This is a genomic window from Planomonospora sp. ID67723 (assembly GCF_015711605.1).
Lineage (GTDB): Bacteria > Actinomycetota > Actinomycetes > Streptosporangiales > Streptosporangiaceae > Planomonospora_A.
Genome location: NZ_JABTEZ010000005.1, coordinates 289,193 through 312,116 on the forward strand (window position 1 = coordinate 289,193; position 22,924 = coordinate 312,116).

19 protein-coding genes are annotated in these 22,924 nt (G+C 71.1%); 13 read left to right on the plus strand and 6 right to left on the minus strand.

Annotation, left to right across the window (positions count from 1 at the left end; genetic code table 11):
* The first annotated feature begins 18 nt into the window (after positions 1-18).
* Positions 19-885: an AraC family transcriptional regulator gene (locus HS041_RS32165; protein WP_196444623.1), complete on the plus strand. Its 867-nt coding sequence runs from the start codon at positions 19-21 to the stop codon at positions 883-885.
* Positions 886-989: 104 nt separating this feature from the next.
* Here the strand turns inward: HS041_RS32165 and HS041_RS32170 are convergent, their stop codons facing one another.
* Positions 990-1,700 carry a superoxide dismutase family protein gene (locus tag HS041_RS32170; RefSeq protein ID WP_196444624.1) on the minus strand — a complete coding sequence of 237 codons (711 nt, stop codon included), beginning with the start codon at positions 1,698-1,700 and terminating at the stop codon, positions 990-992.
* 230 nt (positions 1,701-1,930) lie between these two features.
* The gene (typA, locus tag HS041_RS32175; RefSeq protein WP_196444625.1) at positions 1,931-3,784 is read right to left on the minus strand and encodes a translational GTPase TypA; all 1,854 of its coding nucleotides are present in this window, start codon (positions 3,782-3,784) and stop codon (positions 1,931-1,933) included.
* Positions 3,785-3,994: 210 nt separating this feature from the next.
* Here typA and HS041_RS32180 point away from each other — a divergent pair, with 210 nt between their 5' ends.
* Genes HS041_RS32180 through HS041_RS32190 form a run of 3 tightly spaced genes read left to right on the plus strand, consistent with a single transcriptional unit; the run spans position 3,995 to position 8,099 of the window.
* On the plus strand, positions 3,995-4,870 hold the full coding sequence (locus HS041_RS32180) for an alpha/beta hydrolase (protein ID WP_196444626.1): 876 nt from the start codon (positions 3,995-3,997) through the stop codon (positions 4,868-4,870).
* Between the two features lie 44 nt (positions 4,871-4,914).
* The gene (gene pta, locus HS041_RS32185) at positions 4,915-6,954 is read left to right on the plus strand and encodes a phosphate acetyltransferase (protein ID WP_196444627.1); all 2,040 of its coding nucleotides are present in this window, start codon (positions 4,915-4,917) and stop codon (positions 6,952-6,954) included.
* Positions 6,951-8,099 carry an acetate/propionate family kinase gene (locus HS041_RS32190; protein WP_196444628.1) on the plus strand — a complete coding sequence of 383 codons (1,149 nt, stop codon included), beginning with the start codon at positions 6,951-6,953 and terminating at the stop codon, positions 8,097-8,099. Before pta ends, HS041_RS32190 begins: the two co-directional genes overlap by 4 nt.
* Positions 8,100-8,301: 202 nt before the next feature.
* Here HS041_RS32190 and HS041_RS32195 read toward each other — a convergent pair whose 3' ends face one another.
* Positions 8,302-9,735: an aldehyde dehydrogenase gene (locus HS041_RS32195; protein WP_196444629.1), complete on the minus strand. Its 1,434-nt coding sequence runs from the start codon at positions 9,733-9,735 to the stop codon at positions 8,302-8,304.
* A gap of 433 nt (positions 9,736-10,168) precedes the next feature.
* Here HS041_RS32195 and HS041_RS32200 point away from each other — a divergent pair, with 433 nt between their 5' ends.
* Together HS041_RS32200 and HS041_RS32205 are read left to right on the plus strand one after the other, a co-directional pair.
* On the plus strand, positions 10,169-11,080 hold the full coding sequence (locus HS041_RS32200) for a coiled-coil domain-containing protein (RefSeq protein ID WP_196444630.1): 912 nt from the start codon (positions 10,169-10,171) through the stop codon (positions 11,078-11,080).
* A 178-nt stretch (positions 11,081-11,258) separates the two neighbouring features.
* Positions 11,259-11,657, plus strand: a complete 399-nt coding sequence (locus tag HS041_RS32205; protein WP_230880056.1) for a nuclear transport factor 2 family protein — start codon at positions 11,259-11,261, stop codon at positions 11,655-11,657.
* A 54-nt stretch (positions 11,658-11,711) separates the two neighbouring features.
* Here the strand turns inward: HS041_RS32205 and HS041_RS32210 are convergent, their stop codons facing one another.
* Positions 11,712-13,013, minus strand: a complete 1,302-nt coding sequence (locus HS041_RS32210) for a GH1 family beta-glucosidase (protein ID WP_196444631.1) — start codon at positions 13,011-13,013, stop codon at positions 11,712-11,714.
* Positions 13,014-13,084: 71 nt separating this feature from the next.
* Between HS041_RS32210 and HS041_RS32215 the strand changes: the two genes are divergently transcribed.
* The gene (locus tag HS041_RS32215) at positions 13,085-13,735 is read left to right on the plus strand and encodes a TetR/AcrR family transcriptional regulator (RefSeq protein ID WP_196444632.1); all 651 of its coding nucleotides are present in this window, start codon (positions 13,085-13,087) and stop codon (positions 13,733-13,735) included.
* A gap of 22 nt (positions 13,736-13,757) precedes the next feature.
* Here the strand turns inward: HS041_RS32215 and HS041_RS32220 are convergent, their stop codons facing one another.
* Positions 13,758-14,696: an aldo/keto reductase gene (locus HS041_RS32220; protein WP_196444633.1), complete on the minus strand. Its 939-nt coding sequence runs from the start codon at positions 14,694-14,696 to the stop codon at positions 13,758-13,760.
* A 101-nt stretch (positions 14,697-14,797) separates the two neighbouring features.
* On the opposite strand from HS041_RS32220, the gene HS041_RS32225 reads away from it, so the two are divergent.
* Together HS041_RS32225 and HS041_RS32230 are read left to right on the plus strand one after the other, a co-directional pair.
* Positions 14,798-15,160, plus strand: coding sequence for a MerR family transcriptional regulator (locus tag HS041_RS32225; RefSeq protein ID WP_230880057.1), 363 nt, complete (start codon positions 14,798-14,800; stop codon positions 15,158-15,160).
* Between the two features lie 111 nt (positions 15,161-15,271).
* A complete protein-coding gene (locus tag HS041_RS32230; protein ID WP_196444635.1) occupies positions 15,272-16,735 on the plus strand; it encodes a peptidoglycan D,D-transpeptidase FtsI family protein in 1,464 nt (487 codons plus the stop codon).
* 44 nt (positions 16,736-16,779) lie between these two features.
* Here HS041_RS32230 and HS041_RS32235 read toward each other — a convergent pair whose 3' ends face one another.
* Positions 16,780-18,720: an ABC transporter ATP-binding protein gene (locus HS041_RS32235; RefSeq protein ID WP_196444636.1), complete on the minus strand. Its 1,941-nt coding sequence runs from the start codon at positions 18,718-18,720 to the stop codon at positions 16,780-16,782.
* A 214-nt stretch (positions 18,721-18,934) separates the two neighbouring features.
* On the opposite strand from HS041_RS32235, the gene HS041_RS32240 reads away from it, so the two are divergent.
* The 4 genes from HS041_RS32240 (at position 18,935) to HS041_RS32255 (ending at position 22,909) form a co-directional block, all read left to right on the plus strand.
* Positions 18,935-20,221: an ABC transporter substrate-binding protein gene (locus HS041_RS32240; RefSeq protein ID WP_196444637.1), complete on the plus strand. Its 1,287-nt coding sequence runs from the start codon at positions 18,935-18,937 to the stop codon at positions 20,219-20,221.
* Positions 20,222-20,300: 79 nt separating this feature from the next.
* Complete coding sequence (locus tag HS041_RS32245; protein ID WP_196444638.1) at positions 20,301-21,191, plus strand: carbohydrate ABC transporter permease; 891 nt, start codon at positions 20,301-20,303, stop codon at positions 21,189-21,191.
* A complete protein-coding gene (locus HS041_RS32250; RefSeq protein WP_196444639.1) occupies positions 21,191-22,099 on the plus strand; it encodes a carbohydrate ABC transporter permease in 909 nt (302 codons plus the stop codon). Before HS041_RS32245 ends, HS041_RS32250 begins: the two co-directional genes overlap by 1 nt.
* Positions 22,100-22,210: 111 nt before the next feature.
* Positions 22,211-22,909 (plus strand): alpha/beta fold hydrolase, encoded by a 699-nt coding sequence (locus tag HS041_RS32255; RefSeq protein WP_196444640.1) that lies wholly within the window; start codon positions 22,211-22,213, stop codon positions 22,907-22,909.
* Positions 22,910-22,924: the final 15 nt, after the last annotated feature.

Here is a 22,924-nt window from a genome sequence, read left to right on the forward strand (position 1 = left end):
AAGGGAAGGAGGCCGGGAGTGCTGGAACGGCTGAACCAGGCCATGGAGCACATCGAGCGGCACCTCGACGAGCCGATCGAGGTGGCCGAGCTCGCGCGGATCGCCGTCACGTCGGAGTACCACTTCCGGCGGCTGTTCTCCGCCTTGGCGGGCATCCCGCTGTCGGAGTACATCCGCCGCAGGCGGCTCACCGTCGCGGGCGCCCGGGTGATCGCCGGGCGGGAACCGCTGCTCGACGTCGCGGTCCGGTACGGCTACGGCTCGGGTGAGGCGTTCGCGCGCGCGTTCCGCGCCATGCACGGCGTCGGCCCCGGTGAGGCCAGGCGGACCGGTGCGGCTCTGCACTCCCAGGCACGGATGTCCTTCCGCCTCGTCATAGAAGGGAGCGGCAGCATGCGATACCGGATCGTGGAGAAGGACGAGTTCCGGCTGGTGGGCAGGAAGGCGCGCGTCCCCCTCGTCCACGAGGGGATGAACCCGGCGATCGCCGAGTTCGTGCGGAGCGTCGGGCAGGAGACCATGCGGCGCATGGAGGACCTCTCCGACCAGGAGCCGAGGGGGGTCGTGAGCGTGGCCCACCACATCGACGAGAGCCGGGAGGAGGGCACCGAACTCGACTACTACTGCGGCGTGGTGACCGGCGCCGACGCGCCCGGGGACATGGAGGTCCTCACCGTCCCGGCGGGCACGTGGGCGGTCTTCGAGAGCTCGGGCGCGTTCCCGCAGGCGCTCCAGTACCTGTGGCGGGACGTGTTCACCCAGTGGTTCCCCTCCAATCCGTACCGGAGCAGGCCCGGCCCCGAGATCTCCCGCACACAGGTGTCACAGGACGGGACGACGGCGGACGCCGAGCTGTGGATCCCCGTGGAGCGCACGGAGGTCTGACGACGGGCCGGGGGGCCGGGGACGCGGTGACCGGTACCGGGGCTCCGCCGCCCCGGTACCGGACGGCGGACCGGGGCGGACCGGGGCGGGTCGCCCTGGGCCGGTCACCTGATGCCGATCGCACCGCAGGCGATGCGGCCGCCGGAGTCTCCGGTCTTCAGCGTCTGCTCGTCGGGGCCGGTCGTCATGGTCGTCTCGGCGTCGGGGTCGGTGGTGTCCGACGGGCGGCTGTAGCGGTCGGGGATGTTGGCGTGGTTGTCCGGTGCGGCGTGGACGACGATGGCGCTGCCGTCGGTGTCGATGAGCTGCGCCACCCGGAAGCGGTCGGTGACGAAGGATGCCTTGCCGGTGCCGTTCGCGCCGACCAGGAGGTCGGGCAGGTCGCCGGAGTGGCCGGGATGGGACTCCGGGCCGAGGTTGAGGTGATCGCCCGCGCTGAAGAACGGGCTGCCGGTGCCGGGATCGATCGACTTGGGGTCACAGACGCCCTTGTTGTGGATGTGGAAGCCGTGGTACCCGGCGGGCAGGCCGTTGACGGTCACCGTGATCTCAGACTTGCCGTCCTGGTCCTCCGTGAGGTCGAGGGCGCCGACGGTCACGCCGTTCACGTCCTTGATCTCGGCGTGAGCCGGCCTGGCGGTCGGTCCGAGAGGTTCCTGGAGCGGTGCCGGCGACGTCTCCCGAGCAGTGGGCGGCGTCTCCTCCACGGGCATGCCCGGCGGTTCCGGCGTCGCCTCGGCCGACATCCCCGCGCCGGCGGCGATCACTCCCGCTCCCAGCGCGGCGGCCAGGGCCATATGCGTCCTGCGAAGCATGGAAGATTCCCCCGTATGTCATGGCTGCCCTCCGCTCCTGCGCGGAGAAGCCCAGACAGTTTCCATACCTCGCCAGAAAGGCGACAATCCTCAACAAATGGAACAAAGCTATCCGTTTGGCCATCATGGAAGAGGCGCCGGACCCTGCCGCGGGTGCGCAGAATCCGGCGCCTCTTCCAGACGTCCCGGGGTCTTTCGCGGGCCGCCGGTCTCCCGGCGCCCCGGCGTTGTCAGCTGCCGCGCTTGGCGCGTGCGGCCGTGCGGCCGCGGGTGGAGGCGTCGAGGACGACCTTGCGGATGCGCACGGCGTCCGGGGTGATCTCCACGCACTCGTCCTCGCGGATGAACTCCAGCGCCTGCTCCAGGGAGAGCTGGCGCGGCGGGATGACCTTCTCGGTCTCGTCCGCCGTGGAGGAGCGCATGTTGGTGAGCTTCTTCTCCTTGGTGATGTTCACGTCCATGTCGTCGGAGCGTGAGTTCTCACCGATGATCATGCCCTCGTAGACCTCGGTGCCCGGCGAGACGAACAGCACGCCGCGCTCCTGCAGGTTCAGCATGGCGAACGCGGTCACCGGGCCCGAGCGGTCGGCGACCAGGGAGCCGTTGTTGCGGGTGCGCAGCTCGCCGAACCACGGCTCGTAGGCCTCGAAGACGTGGTGGACCAGGCCGGTGCCGCGGGTCTCGGTGAGGAACTCGGTCCGGAAACCGATCAGGCCGCGGGCCGGGACCACGAACTCCATCCGGATCCAGCCGGTGCCGTGGTTGGTCATGTGCTCCATGCGGCCCTTGCGGACGGCCAGCAGCTGCGTGACGGCCCCGAGGTACTCCTCCGGGCAGTCGACGGTCAGCCGCTCGACCGGCTCGTGCAGCTTGCCGTCGATCGTCTTGGTGACGACCTGGGGCTTGCCGACGGTCAGCTCGTAGCCCTCGCGGCGCATCTGCTCGACCAGGATGGCCAGCGCCAGCTCGCCGCGGCCCTGGACCTCCCAGGCGTCCGGGCGCTCGGTCGGCAGCACGCGCAGCGAGACGTTGCCGACGAGCTCCTTGTCGAGGCGGTCCTTGACCATGCGGGCGGTGACCTTGGCGCCCTTGACCTTGCCGACCAGCGGGGAGGTGTTGGTGCCGATGACCATCGAGATGGCGGGCTCGTCCACCGTGATCAGCGGGAGGGGGCGCGGGTCCTCGGGGTCGGCCAGCGTCTCACCGATCATGATCTCCGGGATGCCGGCGATCGCGATGATGTCACCGGGGCCGGCCTTCTCGGCGGGCTTGCGCTCCAGCGCCTCGGTCATCAGCAGCTCGGTGATCTTCACCCGCTGGATGCTGCCGTCGGTGCGGCACCAGGCGACCTGCTGGCCCTTGGAGATGGTGCCCTGGTGGACGCGGAGCAGGGCGATCCGGCCCAGGTAGGACGAGGAGTCGAGGTTGGTGACGTGGGCCTGCAGCGGCGCGGAGGGGTCGTAGGTCGGCGCCGGGATCGTCTCCTTGATGACCTGGAAGAGCGGCTCCAGGTCCTCGGAGTCGGGCATCCCGCCGTCCTCGGGACGGTTCAGCGAGGCGCGGCCGGCCTTGGCCGAGGCGTAGACGATCGGGAAGTCGATCTGGTCCTCGGTGGCGTCCAGGTCCATGAAGAGCTCGTAGACCTCGTCCACGACCTCCTTGATGCGGGCGTCGGGGCGGTCGACCTTGTTGATGCAGAGGATGACCGGCATCTTCGCGGCGAACGCCTTGCGCAGCACGAACCGGGTCTGCGGCAGCGGGCCCTCGGAGGCGTCCACCAGGAGCACGACGCCGTCCACCATCGACAGGCCGCGCTCCACCTCGCCGCCGAAGTCGGCGTGGCCGGGGGTGTCGATGATGTTGAGGGTCATGTCGCCGTGCTTGACGGCGGTGTTCTTCGCGAGAATGGTGATGCCCTTCTCGCGCTCCAGGTCGTTGGAGTCCATGACGCGGTCATCGACGTCCTGGTTGGCCCGGAAGGCTCCGGACTGCCAGAGCATGGCATCCACGAGAGTGGTCTTGCCGTGGTCGACGTGCGCGATGATCGCGATGTTCCGCAGGTCGTCGCGGCTGTTCAAAGGCATGATGGAGTCTCACTCTGTGATCGTGGAGGCTGGCCGCGGACCGTGCGGCCTTACCATTTTAGTTGATGCGCGCAATCGCTCATGCGCTCTCCTGGTGAAGTGCCCCAATTCATCCACTGTCTACCTTTTTGTCGTCATGTGGTCGGCGGCCTCGGCGGGTGCCCCGGATCCGGGCACGCCATGATTTCGATCACTCTCTAAGCTCTGGCCATGTCTTTTGCGCCGTCGTTCCCCGTGATGCTCAGGACCGCCGACAACGTCCGGATCGATGCCGCGCACACTCCGTCACGCGGGGCCGCCGACCTGGGGATCGTGCTGGCCCACGGGTTCACCGGCTCGCTCAGGGAACGTCCCACGCGGCGGATCACCCACGTGCTCAGCGAGTTCGGCGGGGTCGTCTCGCTCGACTTCCGCGGGCACGGCCGGTCGGGCGGGGAGTCGACCGTGGGGGATCTGGAGATCCTCGACCTGGACGCGGCGGTCCGGCACGCGCGGGTGATCGGCTACAGCAGGATCGTGACCGTCGGCTTCTCGATGGGCGGGGCGGTGGTCCTGCGGCACGCGGGGGTCGCCGGAGCGGCGAGCCGGAGCCGAGCGGGCGAGGCGCGGGGCGAGCGCGACCGTGGGCAGGGTGCGGCGAGCCGGAGCCGAGCGGGCGAGGCGCGGGGCGAGCGCGACCGTGGGCTCGACCGCGAGCTCGCAGGAGTGGACGCGGTGGTCTCGGTGAGCGCGCCCGCCCGGTGGTACTACCGGGGCACCCGGCCGATGCGCCAGGTCCACTGGGCGATCGAGCGGCCGGTCGGGCGGCTGGCCGCACGGCTGGGGAAGCGGACGCGGATCGCCAGGGGCGCGTGGGACCCGGTGCCGCTGGCACCGTACGAGGCCGCCGCGGAGATCGCGCCGACGCCGCTGCTGGTGGTGCACGGCGACGCGGACACGTTCTTCCCGCTCGATCACGCCCACCAGATCCACGACGCGGCCCGGAGCCCGAAGGAGCTCTGGATCGAGCCCGGGTACGGCCACGCGGAGTCGGCGGCCACGCCGGAGCTGGTCCGCCGGATCGGGCGCTGGACCGGCATGGTTTAGTCCTGCACATGTGCGGCAACTGGTCGAGGCGGGGGTAATCGCGTATGCGAAGCATCTACGTGGCGGGCCTCGGCCCCGGTGACGGACGGCAGATCGTCGAGCTCGGCCTGATGGAGCTGCTGAGCCGCCGCGTCGACCGGACCGGGGTGTTCAGGCCGATCGCCCGGGGAAGGCGCGCCTCCGCGCTCATCGAGGACAGGTACCGGCCGGCTGCGGCGGCGATCGGGGTGACCGCGGAGGACGCCGCCGACATCTACGCGAGGCGGGGCGCGGAGGAGCTCATCGGCCGGCTGGTCTCCCGCTTCCACACGCTGGAGCGCGAGTGCGACGCGCTGCTGGTGCTGGGCAGCTCGTTCGCCACCGACGACCTTCCCCGCGAGCTGGCCTTCAACGCCCGCCTCGCCGCCGAGTTCGGCGCCCCGGTGATCGTGGTGGTGGGCGCGCACGCCGACGCCGCAGACGAGATCGCCAGGGAGATGCGCACCGGCTACCAGGTCTTCTCCGACCTGGGCTGCACGGTCCTGGCGGTGATCGCCAACCGGGTGCCGCCCGAGATGGTCGTCGAGCCGGATCTGCCGGTGCCCTGCTACGTCATCCCCGAGCACCCCGCGCTCTCGGCGCCGACCGTCGGGCAGGTGGCGGACGCCGTGCAGGCGAAGCAGATCCAGGGGGACGCCGAGGGGCTGCTCCGGGACGTGACCGGGTTCGTGTTCGGCGGTGCCACGCTGCCGGTGCTCCTGGAGCATCTGGTGGACGGCGCGCTGCTGCTCACCCCGGGTGACCGGTCCGACCTGCTGGTGGCGGCGGCCGCCGCGGAGGCGGCGGGCACGGTACGGCTCTCCGGGGTGATGCTCACGCTGGGCGAGACGCCCACGGAGGGGGTGCGGGCGCTCACCTCGCGGCTCTCACCCGGTCTGCCGGTCCTGTCGGCCGCCGACGGCAGCTTCGCCGTCGCCACCACGCTGGGCGGGCTGGAGGGGCGGCTCACCGCGGAGAATCCACGCAAGACCGAGACGGCGCTCGGCCACTTCGACGCGCACGTCGACACCGCCGATCTCGCCGACCGCATCGAGCTGGCCCGCTCCGAGCGGGTCACCCCGATGATGTTCGAGCACATGCTGCTGGAGCGGGCGCGCGCCGGCCGCAGGCACATCGTGCTGCCGGAGGGAGAGGAGGACCGGATCCTGAGGGCCGCCGACGTCCTGGTCCGGCGCGGCATCGTCGACCTCACCCTGCTGGGCCGCGAGGAGGTGGTCCGGCGGCGGGTCGCCGATCTGGGCCTGGACCTGGCGGGGGTGGCCGTGGTCGATCCGCTCACCTCGCCGCTGCGCGACACCTTCGCCCAGGAGTACGCCCGGCTCCGGGCGCACAAGGGCATCACCATGGAACGGGCCGGGGACGTGCTCACCGACGTCAACTTCTTCGGCACGATGATGCTGCACACGGGCCGGGTGGACGGCATGGTCTCCGGTGCCGCGCACACCACGGCCGCCACGATCCTGCCCGCCTTCCAGATCATCAGGACGGTCCCGGGCACCTCGATCGTCTCGTCGGTGTTCTTCATGTGCCTGGCCGATCGCGTGCTCGTCTACGGGGACTGCGCGATCAATCCCGACCCGGACGCGGGGCAGCTCGCCGACATCGCCATCTCCTCGGCCCGGACGGCCGAGCACTTCGGCGTCGAGCCGAGGATCGCGATGCTCTCCTACTCGACCGGGCGCTCGGGCCACGGAGCCGATGTGGACAAGGTCCGCGAGGCCACCGCCATGGTCGCCGAGCGGGCGCCGGAACTGCTGGTCGAGGGGCCCATCCAGTACGACGCGGCGGTGGACCCGAGGGTCGCGGCGGCCAAGCTGCCCGGCTCGCAGGTCGCCGGCCGGGCGACCGTGCTGATCTTCCCGGACCTGAACACCGGCAACAACACCTACAAGGCCGTGCAGCGCTCGGCCGGGGCGGTCGCGGTCGGCCCGGTCCTGCAGGGCCTGCGCAAACCGGTCAACGACCTGTCGCGGGGCGCGCTGGTCACCGACATCGTCAGCACCGTCGCCATCACCGCGATCCAGGCGCAGGAGGCCGTGCGATGACCCGCGTCCTGGTTCTCAACTCCGGGTCCTCCTCGGTGAAGTACCGGCTCCTGTCCGTCGGGCCCGGGGAGGCGGTGCGCCTGGCCTCGGGGACGATCGAGCGGATCGGTGAGGAGGGCTCACCCGTGGCCGACCACGCCGCGGCGCTGGAGTCCGCGGCGGAGGAGCTGTCCGCCGCGGGGTTCGGGATCGACTCGCCGGAGCTGACCGCGATCGGGCACCGGGTGGTGCACGGCGGCACGGCCTTCACCGAGCCCACGCCGATCACCGACGAGGTGGTCGCGGGGATCAGGGACCTCATCCCGCTCGCGCCCCTGCACAACCCGGCCAATCTGGCCGGCATCGAGGTGGCACGGCGGCTGCGCCCCGACCTGCCGCAGGTGGCGGTCTTCGACACCGCCTTCCACGCCACGATCCCCGCGGAGGCCTCGACCTACGCGATCGACCGGGAGACGGCCGGGCGGTTCGGCATCCGCCGTTACGGCTTCCACGGCACGTCGCACGCCTACGTCTCGCGGGAGGCGGCGGCGCTGGCGGACCGGCCGGAGGCCAACGTGATCGTGCTGCACCTGGGCAACGGCGCCAGCGCCTCGGCGGTGGCGGCCGGTCGGTGCGTGGACACCTCGATGGGCATGACTCCGCTGGAGGGCCTGGTGATGGGCACCCGGAGCGGCGACGTCGACCCGGGCGCCGTCCTCCACCTGCGGCGGGCCGCGGGCATGTCCCTCGCCGAGATCGACACGCTGCTCAACCGGCGCAGCGGCATGCTCGGCCTCTGCGGCGACAACGACATGCGGGAGGTGGAGCGGCGGGTGGCGGCCGGGGATCCGGACGCCGAGCTGGCCCTGTCGGTCTACTGCCATCGGCTGCGCAAGTACGTCGGGGCCTACTACGCCGTGCTCGGCACGGTGGACGTGATCGCGTTCACCGGTGGGGTGGGGGAGAACTCCTCCCTGGTCAGGTCACGGGCGCTGGCGGGGTTGGAGCCGCTCGGGATCGCCCTGGACCCGGCGCGCAACTCCGGTGGCAAGGGGTTGATCTCGGTGGAGGACTCGCGGGTGAAGGTCGCGGTGGTGCCCACGGACGAGGAACTGGAGATCGCCCGGCAAACTTTGGCGGTGATTCCGCGAACCGATCGCGGATGAATGCCGTCTACCTAAAGCGGATGGATGAAATCCGTCAGGAGAAGTCCACGGGACACGAACCATCATCACCCGGTGGTCGTGGGACATACTTCATGCAGTCAGGCGGTTGCCCAGCGTCGCGGGGGCGTGCTGGGCCGTCCATCTCGGCAGGACGCGCCGTACGGCTCCCCCGCGGGCCGTACGGCACGTCCCGGCAGATCTCTCAGCCGAGCCGGGCGATGGACTTGTACTCCAGGTAGGAGGCCAGGCCTTCGGGGCCGAGCTCGCGGCCGAGGCCGCTGCTCTTGAAGCCGCCGAACGGGGAGCTGTTCTCGATCATGAAGAGGTTGACGCCGTAGGTGCCGGCGCGCACCTGGCGGGCCACGTCCATGCCGCGCTCGACATCGGCGGTCCACACCGTGCCGGCCAGGCCGTAGTCGCTGTCGTTGGCGATGCGGACCGCGTCGGCCTCGTCCTCGTAGGGGATGACGGCCAGGACCGGGCCGAAGATCTCCTCGCGGGCGATGCGCATCTCGTTGGTGGCGCCGGCGAAGACCGTGGGGGCTACGTACCAGCCCCGGTCGTGGGGGCGGTCCAGGCCGCCGACGACGGGCTTGGCGCCCTCCTCGATGCCGATCTTGATGTAGCCCTCGACCCGCTCCTGCTGGCGCCTGGCGACCAGCGGGCCGATGCCGGTGGCGGGGTCGGCGGGGTCGCCGACCGGCATGCTCCGGACCATCGCCGCGACCGCGTCCACGACCTCGTCGTAGCGGCTGCGGGAGGCCAGGATGCGCGTCTGGGCGACGCAGGCCTGGCCGTTGTTCATCAGCGAGGCGATCGAGAGGAAGCCCATCGCGGAGGACAGGTCGCAGTCGTCCAGGATGATGGCGGCGGACTTGCCGCCGAGCTCCAGCGTGCAGCGCTTGAGCTGCTCGCCGCAGATGCTCCCGATACGCCGGCCGGCCGCGGTGGAGCCGGTGAAGGCGACCTTGTCCACGCCGGGGTGGGAGACCAGGTGCTCGCCGGCCTCGCGCCCGGCGGCGACGATGTTGACGACGCCGTCGGGGATCCCGGCCTCCTTGACCATCTCGGCCAGGAGGTAGGCGTCCAGCGGGGTCTCCGGCGCGGGCTTGACCACGACCGTGCAGCCCGCGACGAGCGCGGGGGCCAGCTTGATCATGATGACGAACTGCGGGACGTTCCACGGGACGACCGCGGCGACCACGCCGACCGGCTCGCGCCGTACGACCACCGGGCCGAACGTGCCGGGCCGCTCCTCCTCCACCGGGAAGGTCGTGCCGAGCTCGGCGTAGTACTGCAGCATGCCGAGCGGCTGGGAGGCCTGGGCCATCTGGGAGAAGGTGATGGGCGAGCCCATCTCCTCGGTGATGATCTCGGCCATCTCGCTCTGCCTGGCCGCGTAGATCTCGGCGAGCCTGCCCACGACGGCGGCGCGCTCGGCCATCGTCATCCGGGGCCACGGTCCGTGGTCGAACGCCTGGCGGGCCGCGGCCACCGCCCGGTCCATGTCGGCGGGGGTGCCGTCCGGGACCCGGCCGACGACCTCCTCGGTGTGGGGGGAGATGACGTCGATGGTCCCGGTGCCCTCGGGAGCCACCCAGTCGCCCCCGATGAACAGCGTGTCGTGCTGGCGCATGATGTCCTTGCCTCCTGGTGGGCGGGCCGGAGTCGTGGGATCGCTATTTGAACGAGTGCTTGCTTGGATAGTGTCATTCGCGGAGGGGGGCTCCACAAGACCCGCCGCTGATGAGACCGAATCATGTTCTGCCTGCGATGACAAGGGAGCACGGCGTCCGCCCTCGCGCGCTCCCCGCCGGTCGGCCCCGTTCGGAGCCGTACTCTCGTTCCGGCCCCCCGGCGGCATCCGGCGGGAGCTATTCTTCACACAGGTGCGAGTCCGCGGTCGGTCATCGGTGCGGCGGTCTCGTCGGCCATATTTGTTCAAATCGCCGCAAACTGGTAGGTAGTTCGTCAATGGTGCACGAGTTCTGTCGTTCCGGTGGCGAGCCTGAAGATCGTCTTCTATAGTTTCGCTCCGTCCATGAGGGGGCTCTGGAGGTGAGCGAGGCGTGAGACCGAGCCACCCGGCGATGCTGGGCGTCCTGCTCACCGCGCTGCTCCTGACCCCGGCGATGGCGGGGGCGAGCGCCGGTCAGAGCGCCCGGCTCGACCCCGAGACCAAGCTGCGCCAGCTGACCCGTGAGGCGAGCAAGCTCAACAAGGACTACCGGGGACAGGTGCAGAGCCTGGAGGACGCCCGGGTCAAGGCCAAGAAGGCCACCGACACGGCCAAGAGGCTCAAGTCGGCCCTGGCCACGGCCGAGAGCGACGTCGTCCGCTTCGCGCAGAGCAGCTACATGGGCGGTGAGCTGGACGGCGGCAGCATGCTCGCCTTCCAGGGCGACGCCTCCATCGCCCTCAGCCAGGCCGCCATGGTCTCGCACCTCGCCAGCGAGCGCGCCACCCAGCTCGTCCGGATCAAGGAGCTGATCAAGGAGGCGGCCAAGGCCGAGAAGGCCGCCGAGGCCGAGATCGTCGAGCTGCGCAAGGACATCGAGAAGCTCAAGAAGGACCGCGTCAAGATCGAGACGCTCCTGGCCAAGTACGGTTTCCAGACACCCTCCGGCAGCGGCGGCCTGACCCCCCGCACGATCACGATGCGCAACCTGGTGCTGCAGACCTTCCCGATGCCGTACGGCTACGGCTGCCTGCGCCCCGGCGACCCCGGAGACCACGGCAGCGGCCGGGCCTGCGACTTCATGATGAGCACCGGCGGCCGCGTCCCCACCGCCGACGCCAAGGCCCGCGGCGACCGCCTGGCCCAGTGGGCCATCTCCAACGGCCGGCGCCTCGGCGTCATGTACGTCATCTGGCAGCAGCGGTACTACGACGTCCGCACCGGCGCCGGCTGGCGGATGATGGCCAACCGCGGCGGCAACACCGCCAACCACATCGACCACGTCCACATCTCGATGTTCTGAAACCCCCAATCCCCCACCCGGCCAAGACCTGGCCGAACCTTCCCCCGTCCAGCGGGCTCCCGGCCCCGGGGCGGCGGCGGGCGTGTGTGGCGGTGCGACAGCGATCATGCTGTACTGCGTGCAGGTGGACGACATGCACATTCCCGCCCGTGTCGCTACGCGGAGGAACGGAGCCCCCATGGCCGATCAGATGGCCGATCAGAACCTGACCGAGGAGCTGTACGAGGCGGAGCGGCGGCTGCAGGCGGCGCAGCTCGCCGGAGACGTCGAGGAGCTGGACCGGCTGCTCGACGAGAGGCTCGTCTTCACCGGGCCGCCGGACGGCCGGCTCCACACGGAGGCCAAGCAGCTCGACCTGCACAACCACCGGTCGCGGACGCAGGTCATGACGAAGGTCGTCCAGGAGGACCTCACCGTGCTCGTCGAGGGAACCACCGGGGTCACCTGCTTCCTCGGCACACTGGAGGGCACGTTCGCGGGCGAGCCGTTCGCCGGCCGGTTGCGCTACACCCGCACCTGGACCCACAGCCCCGAGTACGGCTGGCGCATCCTGGCCGCCCACGCCGGCCCGGCGTGACGGCCGTGGCCTCCGAAGAGCCGTCCGCGGACGGCGGCGAGGTCCGGAGGGATCTCAACGCCGGGAGATGCGTTCCCTGAACCAGTGGTAGGAGGCCTTGGGAGTGCGCCTGCGGGTGGCGAAGTCGACGTGGACCAGGCCGAAGCGCTGGTGGTAGCCCTCGGCCCACTCGAAGTTGTCCAGCAGGGACCAGACGTAGTAGCCGCGGACGTCCACGCCCTCGGCCACGGCCTGCTCCACGGCCCTGATGTGCCCGTCGAGGTAGGCGATCCTGGCCTGGTCGTCGACGGTCCCGTCCGGACCGACCTCGTCGGGCTGGGAGCAGCCGTTCTCGGTGACGTAGACCGGGGGCAGGGCGTCGCCGTACCGCGCCGCCAGGCCGGTCAGCAGCTCGCGCAGGCCGTCGGGGACGACGGGCCAGCCGAAGGCGGTGACCGGGTAGCCGGTGATCCCGGCATCGGTGAACGGCAGGCCGTCGCCGCTGGGGGCGGCGATCCGGGTGGGGTTGTAGTAGTTGATCCCGATGCCGTCGAGCGGGGCGGAGATCAGGTCGAGGTCGCCGTCGCGGACGCAGCCGAGGGCGGCGCCGTACGGCGTCAGGTCCGGATAGCGGCCGAGCAGGACCGGGTCGTTGAACAGGCGGTTGTGCAGGACGTCGTAGGCGTCGGCGGCGGCCAGGTCGGCCGGGTCGTCGGAGGCGGGCCAGACCGGGGTGCAGTTGTTGGTGATCAGCACCTGCCCCGCTCCGCGCGCCCGGAGCTCCCGTACGGCCAGGCCGTGCCCGAGGAGCTGGTGGTGGGCGGCCGGGAGCGCGCCGGTGAGCAGGACCTGGCCGGGGGCGTGCGTGCCCATGGCGTAGCCGAAGGCCATGTGCACGAAGGGCTCGTTCAGAGTGATCCACATCGGGACGCGGTCGGCGAGCCGCTCGGCCACCAGGGCGGCGTAGTCGGCGAAGCGGTAGGCCGTGTCGCGGGCCATCCAGCCGCCCTCGTCCTGGAGGGCCTGCGGCAGGTCCCAGTGGAAGAGCGTCGCGGCGGGGACGATGCCCCGCTCGCACAGCCCGTCCACCAGCCGGTCGTAGAAGTCCAGACCGGCCTGGTTGGCGGGCCCCCTGCCGCCGGGCTGGATCCTCGGCCAGGCGATGGAGAAGCGGTAGGAGCCCACGCCCAGCTCCGCCATGAGCGCGACGTCCTCGGGCCAGCGGTGGTAGTGGTCGCAGGCGACGTCACCGGTGTGGCCGTCGCGGACGCGGCCGGGCTCGTGCGCGAAGGTGTCCCAGATGGAGGGGCCGCGGCCGTCCTCGGCCACCGCTCCCTCGATCTGGTAGGAGGCGGTAGCCGTACCCCAGAGGAACATCCTGACCTCCCGATGGTATGAGTGCCGCTCATGTTAGTCGCTCGGCGGTTCGCGTAGGGGATGATGAAAAGATGACGAATGCCTCCGGGGGAACGCTGCGGCGCCGTCCTGCCCAGCGACGCAGCGTGGAACGGGTCGAGCGCATGCTGGACGAGTGCGCGAAGCTGCTGGACGAGCTCGGCTACGAGGCGCTGACCACGAAGGAGGTCGCGCGCCGCGCGGAGGTCCCGATCGGGACCTTCTACCAGTTCTTCCCCGACAAGCACGGCCTGGTGCGCGCGCTGGCCCTGCGCAACCTGGAGGCCTTCCTCGACCGGATCACCGTCCGGCTCTCGGACGTCGGGCTGTCCGACTGGACCGACCTGGCGGATCTGGCGATCGACGAGTTCGTCGCGATGAAGCGCTCCACCCCCGGTTTCGGCGTCGTCGACTTCGGTGAGGTGCTCTCCGCCCCGGGCGGCCCGGCGCTCAGGGGCACCGAACGGATGCTCGACGCCGCGCTGGAGAACAACATCGTCGTGGCCGACCGGCTCCGCGCGGTCATCGTGGAACTGCTCGGCGCCCCGGCGGCGCCCGGCCTCGACCGCGCGCTGATCGTCGCGGTCGAGGCCGCCGACGCGGTCCTCAAACTCGCCTTCCGGACCCTGCCGGAAGGCGACCCCGACCTGATCGCCGAGTGCAAGCGCCTGGTCCGGCGCTACCTCTCCGACCACATCACGTAGGGGGCCGGGGTCCGGCAGGGGCTCAGCGGGCGGCGTCCAGGCGCTCCCGGAGCTCGTCGTCGAGCTTGAGGCCGACGGCGCCGAGCGCCTCCTCCAGCTGGGCGAGGGTGCTCACCCCGACGATCGGGACGACCGCCGGGGAACCGCCGATCAGCCAGGCGAGCACCACCTGGTTGGGAGTGGCGCCCAGCTCGGCCGCGACCTCCCGCAGCACGGCGAGGCGGCGGGTGGTGCCGGGGTGGTCGTAGGCCTCCTCGAAGGGGCGGTCCCGGCGGGTGTAGCCGCCGTTCATCAGGGTGCTGTAGGCCCAGAGCGAGACTCCCGGCTCCTGCCGCAGGTAGTCGAGGGTGTCGTCGTTGACCAGCGTGTGCGCGGCGGACTCCAGCGGGACGTCCGGGCGTGGCCGTACGTAGGAGTGGCGGAGCTGGAGGTGGGTGTAGGGGGTCCAGCCGTTGGCGCGGGAGATGTTCCGGGCCCGTTCGAGCCGCCACGCGGGGAGGTTGCTGGCGCCGATCGCGCGCACCGTGCCCTTCTCGGCCAGCTCGCCGAACGCGCCGAGGGTCTCCTCCAGCGGGACCGACCGGTCCTCGATGTGCGACCAGTAGACGTCGATGCGATCGGTGCCCAGTCGCCGCAGGCTGCCCTCCACCGCCGTCCTGACCGCCTTCGCGGACAACCCTTCGGCGGAGCCGAGGGTGCGGTCGCCGGGGACGGTCGGGCGGGCGCCGCACTTGGTGCCCAGCACGATCCGGTCCCGGACGCCCCGGGAGGCCAGCCAGCGGCCGATGGCCAGCTCGCTCTCGTCGCCGGTCGCCCCGTCCTGCCAGAAGGGGTAGTTGTTCGAGGTGTCCAGCATCGCGCCGCCGGCCTCGATGAACCGGTCCAGGATCGCGAAGGTCGTCGCCTCGTCGACGGCGGTGCCGAACGGGATGGTGCCCAGGGCGAGGGGAAGGTGTGTCATGCGGCACAGCCTGCGAGCTGGAGTCCACTCCATGTCAAACACCCCCGGAACGGTGTTCCCGGCTTGACCTGGAGCCGACTCCAGGTGCGATGCTGCTGGGCATGAGTGTGTACACGCCGGGACAGGTGGCCGAGGAGACCGGGTTCAGCCTCGACACTCTGCGCTACTACGAGCGCATCGGGCTACTGGAGCCGATCGGGCGCAACGCCGCGGGGCAGCGCCGCTTCACCCAGGACGACATCGGGTGGCTCGGCATGATCAGGTGCCTGCGGGACACCGGGATGCCGATCGCCGAGATGCTCCGCTTCGCCGAGCTGGTCCGGGCGGGCGAGCACACGATCGCCGACCGGATCGCGCTCCTGGAGTCCCATGACCGCAGGGTGGAGGCGCAGGTGGCGAACCTGAGGGAGAAGCAGGCCGCGATCCGCAACAAGATCGGCTACTACCGCGCGGTCACCGGCTGACCGCAGGCCGTCGGGCGGAGACCTCGGGGAGGTGTCCGTTTTGCTCGGAGGCGGGAGTCCCTTTCCCGGCCGGCTGTTAGACCGGATAGCCGGATCTCAGGGAGGGGGCACATGGCCGCTCCGCGCGCGCGCCGGATCAACGTCCCGCTGCGGCACGTCTCCGCGGTGTGCGGGATGCTGCTGCTCGCGCTCCTCGGCAACGTGACCTACATCCAGGCGTTCGACGCCGGACGGCTGAAGGAGAACCCGCGCAACCAGCGGCCGCTGCTCGCCCGGTTCGACCGGCCAAGGGGCGAGATCCTGCTGCGCGACGGCACCGTCCTGGCGACCGCCACGGCGGCCGGCCGGGAGGGCGGTGACAGGTTCAGGCACCGGCGGGTCTACCCGCAGGGGCCGCTCTACGCGCCGGTCACCGGCCACCTGTCACGCTACGGCGCCACCGGCCTGGAGCGGGCCGAGGACACCGTGCTCGCCGGGACCGACCCGCGGGTCAGGGTGCGCTCGATCGTGGGCGGCACCGCGGCGGCGGCCTCGGTGGAGCTCACCGTCGAGGCGCGGGCGCAGCGCGCCGCCTACGAGGGGCTGCGCGCGACCGGGCGGCCCGGCGCGGCCGTCGCGATCGACCCGGGCACCGGTGCGATCCTGGCGATGGCGTCCTTCCCCTCCTACGACCCGAACCTGTACACGACGTTCGACGTCGAGGCCCTCGACCGGGCCGACGCGCGCCTGCAGGCCGACCCCGCCATGCCGCTGCTCAACCGGGCGATCCAGCAGAACTATCCGCCCGGCTCCGTCTTCAAGGTCGTCACAGGAGCCGCCGCACTCGCCTCCGGCGACTACGAACCCGCGCAGCGCGTCAGCGCGCCCGCCGCGTTCCTGCTCCCCGGCACCTCGGTCCACCTGCGCAACGTCCGCGGATCCTCCTGCGGCGACGGCGATCCGCCGCTGGCCTACGCGTTCAAGGCGTCCTGCAACACCCCGTTCGCGAAGATCGGGGTCGCGCTCGGCCAGGACACGCTGCGCGAGCAGGCCGAGGCGTTCGGGTTCAACGACGGCGACCTCGCCGTGCCGATGCCCGTCGCCGAGAGCGTCTACCCGTCGGGCATGGATCCGGCGCAGACCGCGATGTCGGCGCTCGGCCAGTTCGACGACCGCGCTACCCCGCTCATGCTCGCGATGATCTCGGCCGCGGTCGCCAACGGCGGCTCGCTCATGCGCCCCCACCTGGTGCGGCAGGTCCGCCTCGACGACGGCACGGTGATCCACGAGACCGAGCCCGAGGAGTATCGCCACGCGCTCCGGCCCGGTGACGCCCTGCGGCTCGCCGTCATGATGGCCGAGGTCACCCGGCCGGGCGGCACCGGTACGGCGGCCGCCATCCCCGGAGTCGAGGTGGCGGCCAAGACCGGCACCGCGGAGAACGCCGCAGGGCGGAGGGACCACGCCGTCTTCACCGGCTTCGCCCCGGCGGGGTCTCCCCGGGTGGCCGTGGGGGTCGTCGTGGAGGGCGGCGGGTTCGGCGGCCGGGTCGCGGCACCCGTCGCGAAGGCGATCATGCGGGCCGTACTGCGCTAGGCGTGCGCGGGCTGCGCTGCTGCGGCAGGACGGCGGAGCACCGGTCAGGCCGAGTAGGCGCGGGCCTGGAGGCCGTAGAGCTCGGCGTAGAGACCGCCCAGGTCCATGAGCCGGGCGTGGGTGCCGTGCTCGGTGACCTTGCCGCGGTCCAGGACGTAGATCCGGTCGGCGTAGCGCACACTGGCCAGCCGGTGGGTGATCAGCAGGACGGTCCGGCCGTCGGCGTGCCGCCGGATGCGCTCGAACAGGGCGTGCTCGGCCCGGGCGTCGAGAGCCGCGGTGGGCTCGTCGCAGATCAGCAGGAGTGCGTCCCGGTGGAAGCCGCGGGCGACCGCGATCCGCTGCCACTGGCCGCCGGAGAGCTCCTGGCCGTCCTTGAAGCGCCGGTCGAGAAGGGTGTTGTAGCCGTAGGGCAGACCGGCGACGACCTGGTCGGCCCCGGCGACCTCGGCCGCCGCGACCAGCGCGGCCTCTCCCTTGTCGGTGCCCATGTCGATGTTGTGCCTGGCGGTCAGCGGCCAGCGCGTGTGGTCCTGCGCGATGACCGCGATGTGCTCCCGGAGCCGGTCGGGGTCAACTCCGGCAAGGTCGGTGCCGTCCCAGCGCACATGCCCGCCGTCCGGCGCGTAGAGGCCGGAAAGGATCTTGGCCAGGGTGGTCTTGCCGGAGCCGTTCTCGCCGACGAGCGCGACGACCTCGCCGCGGTCGATGTGGATCGAGACGCCCCGCAGGGCGGGGGTGTCGGATCCGGGATAGGTGAACGTGACGTCGTCGACGGCGATCCGCTCGAACGACGAGGGGGCGGGGGCGGTGCGCCCGGCGCTCATCCGGGTCTCCGCGTCCGCGCAGAAGTCGAGGAAGTCGGTGAAGTAGAGCCCCTCCTCGTAGAGGCGGTTGGTGGCGTACATCAGGTTCTCCAGCGAGCTCTTGCCCGACCGGATGGCCAGCACGGCGGCGCCCGCCACGGCCAGCGGCACCGCGCCGGCGGCCAGCAGGAGGCCGAGGGCGACGTAGACCACGGCCGTGCCCACGCCGCCGAGCGCCTCCCCGACGAGCCGCGCCACCGTCTGCCGTCGCGCCAGGCTCAGCATGATGGACTGCTCGGCGCGGGAGACCGCGTCGTACATCCGCATCAGGAAGCCGCGCATGGTGAACGAGCGCACCTCCGCGGCGGGCTCGCGGTTGGCCAGCAGCTCGCCGATGATCCACTTACGGCGGTGTGCGGGGATCAGCGCGTACATCGTCGTGTAGCGCATGCGCGCCGACCGCACGGCCGCCCAGGCGTCGGGCAGCACCGCCAGCGCCAGCAGGGGGAGGAGCACCGGGTGCAGGACGCCGAGCACGCCTGCGGCCGCCGCGATGCCGATGGCCGCGGTGAGCAGGTCGACGGCGGTGCTCACCACCGTGTCGGCCATGGACACGCCCCGCGACCTGGCGCGCTGCAGCGCGTCGTGGAATTCGGGGTCGTCGAAGGCGGCCAGCTCGACCCGGCCGGTCAGCCCGTACAGGCGCTCCTCGGCGATCCGGCTGACCTGCGGGTCCAGCCGGGACTGCGCCCAGCCGGCGCCCGCCTGCACCAGCGTGCGCAGGGTGGCGGCGACGCCGACCAGGATCAGGGCGGGCAGGGCGGCCCTGACCCGCTCCGGGGTCGGGCCGGCCTCGAACAGGGCCGACAGGACCCCGGTCGTGGCGAGCAGCCCGAAGGCGGTGAAGACGCCGCCGAACACGCTCAGGACGATCGTGGTGACGGTGTCGCGAGGGCTGGCCAGCCAGGCCAGCCGTGCGGCGTGGGCGACGAGCGCGGGGAGCCGGCGGGCGATGGTCAGGAAGCCGATGCCGACCAGTTTCTCCGCGTGGGCGTGCCAGTCGGAGAAGGTGAGCTCGCCGAGCTCGGGGGCGGGCTCGGAGGGGACGGGTCCGGGGGAGGGGGAATCGTCCGCCGTACGGGGAGCCGGTGAGCGCGGTTCCGAGGGAGTGTCCGCCATAGCAGCAGTGTGATCGGTGCCACCGACAGTTCGCCAGCGGATAACCGGCGGGGCGGCCCGTGTCCGCGGCGGCGTGGCGCAGACGTTATCCGCACGGCCTTGACGGCGATTGGGGTGAAGTGGGTTGATTGCCCTACTGACAACGTTGTCACCTTTCTCGGGGGACCGGCGGCGCACAGCGCCGCACCAGATGACCCAGGAGGGACGGGAAGTTATGCGACGACGGTGGATGGCGGCCGTCGCGGTCACCGTGGCGGGCCTGCTCACCCTGACCGCGTGCGGCGACGGCGGAGACGCCGCGCAGAGCCCGCAGGCCGACGCGAAGAAGAAGGTCGAGGTCTTCTCCTGGTGGACCGGACCGGGCGAGGCCGACGGCCTGAAGGCCATGAAGGAGATCTTCGAGAAGCAGAACACCGGGCTGACGTTCTTCGACGCGGCCGTGGCCGGTGGCTCCGGAGACAAGGCGCGGGCCCTGCTCGCCACGAAACTGCAGGCCGACACCCCGCCGGACACCTTCCAGGGCCACGCGGGCGCCGAACTGCAGGGGTACATCAAGGCCGGCGACCTGGAGCCGGTCAACTTCCTCTACGACGAGCTGAAGCTCAGGGAGGTCTTCCCGCAGCAGCTCGTCGACCAGATCAGCGTGAACGGCCAGATCTACTCGGTGCCGGTGAACATCCACCGCTCCAACGTGATGTGGTTCAGCCCCGCGGTGCTGAAGGAGGCCGGCGTCACCGAGGTGCCCGCGACGATCGAGGACTTCGTCGCGGCGCTGGAGAAGGTCAAGAAGACGGGCAAGGTCCCGCTCTCGATCGGCTCGGAGTGGACGGTCGTGCACCTGCTGGAGAGCGTGCTGCTCGGCTCGCTCGGCACCGAGGCCTACAACAACCTGTGGACGGCGGGCTCCGACTGGTCGGGCCCGGCGATGACCAAGGCCCTGAACGACTTCAAGACGATCATGTCCTACGCGGGTGATCCCCAGGACGACTGGCAGCCCGCGGCCAAGCAGGTGGCCGACGGCCAGGCCGCCTTCACCATCATGGGCGACTGGGCCTACGGCTACTTCCACAATCCGCCCGACGGCGGGCTGGGCAAGACGTCCAAGACGGACTTCGACTGGGCGCCCTCGCCCGGCACCGGCGGCACCTTCATGTGGCTGTCGGACAGCTTCACCCTGCCCAAGGGCGCGCCCAACAAGGACGGGGCCGTGGCCTGGCTGAAGGTGGCCGCGAGCAAGGAGGGCCAGGACGCCTTCAACCCCAAGAAGGGCTCGATCCCGGCCCGCAAGGACGCCGACACCTCCCTCTACACCGACTACCTGGCCGACGCGCTGAAGGACTGGGGGAGCAACAAGCTCGCCGGCTCCATCCAGCACGGCGTGACGGTCAACGACGCCTGGCGGACCGCGATCAACGAGGCGGTCGGCCTGTTCCAGCAGTCCCAGGACGTGGCGGCGCTGCAGAGCGCGCTGGCCGAGGCGGCGAAGAACTCCGGCCAGTGACCGGCGCCGGGTGAGGCGGTGCGGTGATCTCGGTACGGCCCGCGTCCGGCGGGGCGCGGGCCGTACGCCAGGGAAAGGGATGTCAGTGACGCGGGTGCGCAGGTGGCTGCCGGGGTTGTTGCTGGTGGCGCCGTCGATCGTGGCCATCGCCGTCTTCGTGTACGGCATGCTCGGCTGGAACTTCCGGCTGGCGATGACCGACAAGCACGACGAGATCTCCGAGGGGGGCTTCGTCGGGCTGGAGAACTTCATAGGGATCTGGGACCAGCAGCGCTGGCATCTCTCGGTGAACCACGCGATCGTCTTCACGGCGGTGTTCGTGGGCGGGGCGCTGGTGCTGGGCTGGCTGCTGGCGTTCCTGATGGAGAAGGGCATCCGGGGTGAGGGGACCTTCCGGGCGATCTACCTGTTCCCGATGGCGATCTCGTTCGTGGCGACCGGGGTCGTCTGGCGCTGGCTGATGAACTCCGGCACCGGGGAGCGGGCGGTCGGGCTGAACCGGCTCCTCGACGGCCTCGGGCTGGAGTCCCTGCAGTGGCAGTGGTTCCGTGACCCGGACTGGGGGATGGCGGCCATGGCCGTCCCGGCGATCTGGCAGATGTCCGGCTACGTCATGGCGTTGTTCCTGGCGGGCTTCCGGGGCGTCCCCGAGGACCTGCGGGAGGCCGCCCGGGTGGACGGCTGCACCGAGTGGAAGGTCTACCGGCACATCGTGCTGCCGATGCTCCGCCCGGTCACCCTGTCCGCGCTCATCATCCTCGGCCACATCTCGCTGAAGGCCTTCGACCTGATCGTCGCGGTCTCCGGCAAGCAGATCATCACCGACGTGCCGGCGGTGTTCATGTGGGTCGCGGTCTTCGACTCCCACGACCCGGCCAAGGGCGCCACCATCGCGGCCTACATCGTGATCGCGGTGAGCATCTTCGTCATCCCCTATCTGATCTGGTCGTTGCGCAAGGAGAGGCGCTGATGGCGGCGGAGGTCGTACAGGCCCCGGGGAGCCGGGACGCCGGAGACAGGGGCGCGCAGGCCGTACGGCGGGCGCGGTGGACGCGCGGCGTCCGGCTGGCCGTGCTGGCCGCCTTCGTCCTGGTCTTCCTGATCCCGGTCTACGTGCTGCTCGTCACCAGCTTCAAGCCGCTGACCGAGGCCGACCCCTCACGGGCCTGGGCGCTGCCGGAGGTCTGGACGTTCGAGCCGTGGCGGGTGGCCTGGGAGAAGCTCGCTCCGGGAATCTGGAACAGCGTGCTGCTGGCCGTACCCGGTGCGCTGATCTCGGCGGCCCTCGGCTCGATGAACGGCTACGTGCTCTCCAAGTGGCGCTTCCCCGGCGCGGACCTGGTGTTCACGCTGTTCCTGTTCGGGATGTTCATCCCCTACCAGGGTGTCATGATCCCGCTCGTCCAGCTCCTGGTGAGCCTGAACGAGCTGACCGGGCTGAACGGGGTCTTCTACGGCGGCATCCCCGGCCTGGTGCTCGCGCACGTGGTCTACGGCATCCCGATCTGCACGCTGATCTTCCGCAACTACTACGTCACCGTCCCGGACGAGATCATCGAGGCCGCCCGGGTGGACGGCGCGGGCATGCTGCGCACCTACCGCTCGGTGGTGCTGCCGGTCTCCGGGCCCGCGTTCGCGGTCGTGATCATCTGGCAGTTCACCGCGCTGTGGAACGACTTCCTGTTCGCCGTCTTCCTCACCGGCCCGCAGAGCTGGCCCACCACGGTCATGCTCAACAACATCGCCGGGGCCCAGACCGTCCCCTACAGCCAGCAGATGGCCGCCGCCCTGCTCGCCTCCATCCCCACGATGGTCGTCTACGTCGTGCTCGGCCGGTTCTTCATGCGCGGCCTGATGGCCGGCGCGCTGAAGGGCTGAACGGGCCGAGCCGGGCCGTCGGCGGGCGGCCGCGTTTCCGGGCGTCTCGGTACGGGGTCTCGCACGATGGCCGGCGCCGAGATTGTCGGACCGGTCCGCTACGTTGCCGGCATGGCGGAATTCATACTTGTTGCGGGGGCGTGGCTCGGATCATGGGCGTGGGACGAGGTGGTGCCGGACCTGCGGGCGGCCGGCCACGGCGCCCACCCGCTGACGCTGTCGGGCCTCGCCGAGAAGCGGGGCGTGCCGGCCGGGCTGCGGACCCACGTCCAGGACATCGTCGGAGAGGTCGAACGCCTCGATCTGCACGACGTCATCCTGGTGGGGCACAGCTACTCGGGGATCCCGGTCGGCCAGGCCGCCGAGCGGATCGGTGACCGGCTGGCCCGGGTGGTCTTCGTCGACTCCAACATTCCGGCCGACGGCGAGTCGTTCGTTTCGGCCTGGCCGGACGGCCGCGCGATGGTGGAGGCCTCGATCGCCGAGAACGGCGGCTTCTGGGCGCCGCTGACCGCGGCCGACTACGAGGGCCAGGGCCTCACCGGAGAGCAGATCGCACGGATCGTGGGCGGTTCGACGCCGCACCCGGGCGCCACGCTGACCGAACCGGCCGTGCTGGAACGGCCGCTCGGCGAGCTTCCGGCGACATACGTCAAATGCCTGCTCGACGGCGACCGGCCGAGCGACGACGTGGCCGAGCTGCTGACCGGCGAGCGCTGGCGGCTGGTCGAGATGGACACCGGCCACTGGCCGATGTTCTCCCGGCCGCGCGAGCTGGCGCGGATCCTGCTCGACGCGGCCGCGGCGTAGGCCGCCGGGCCGGGC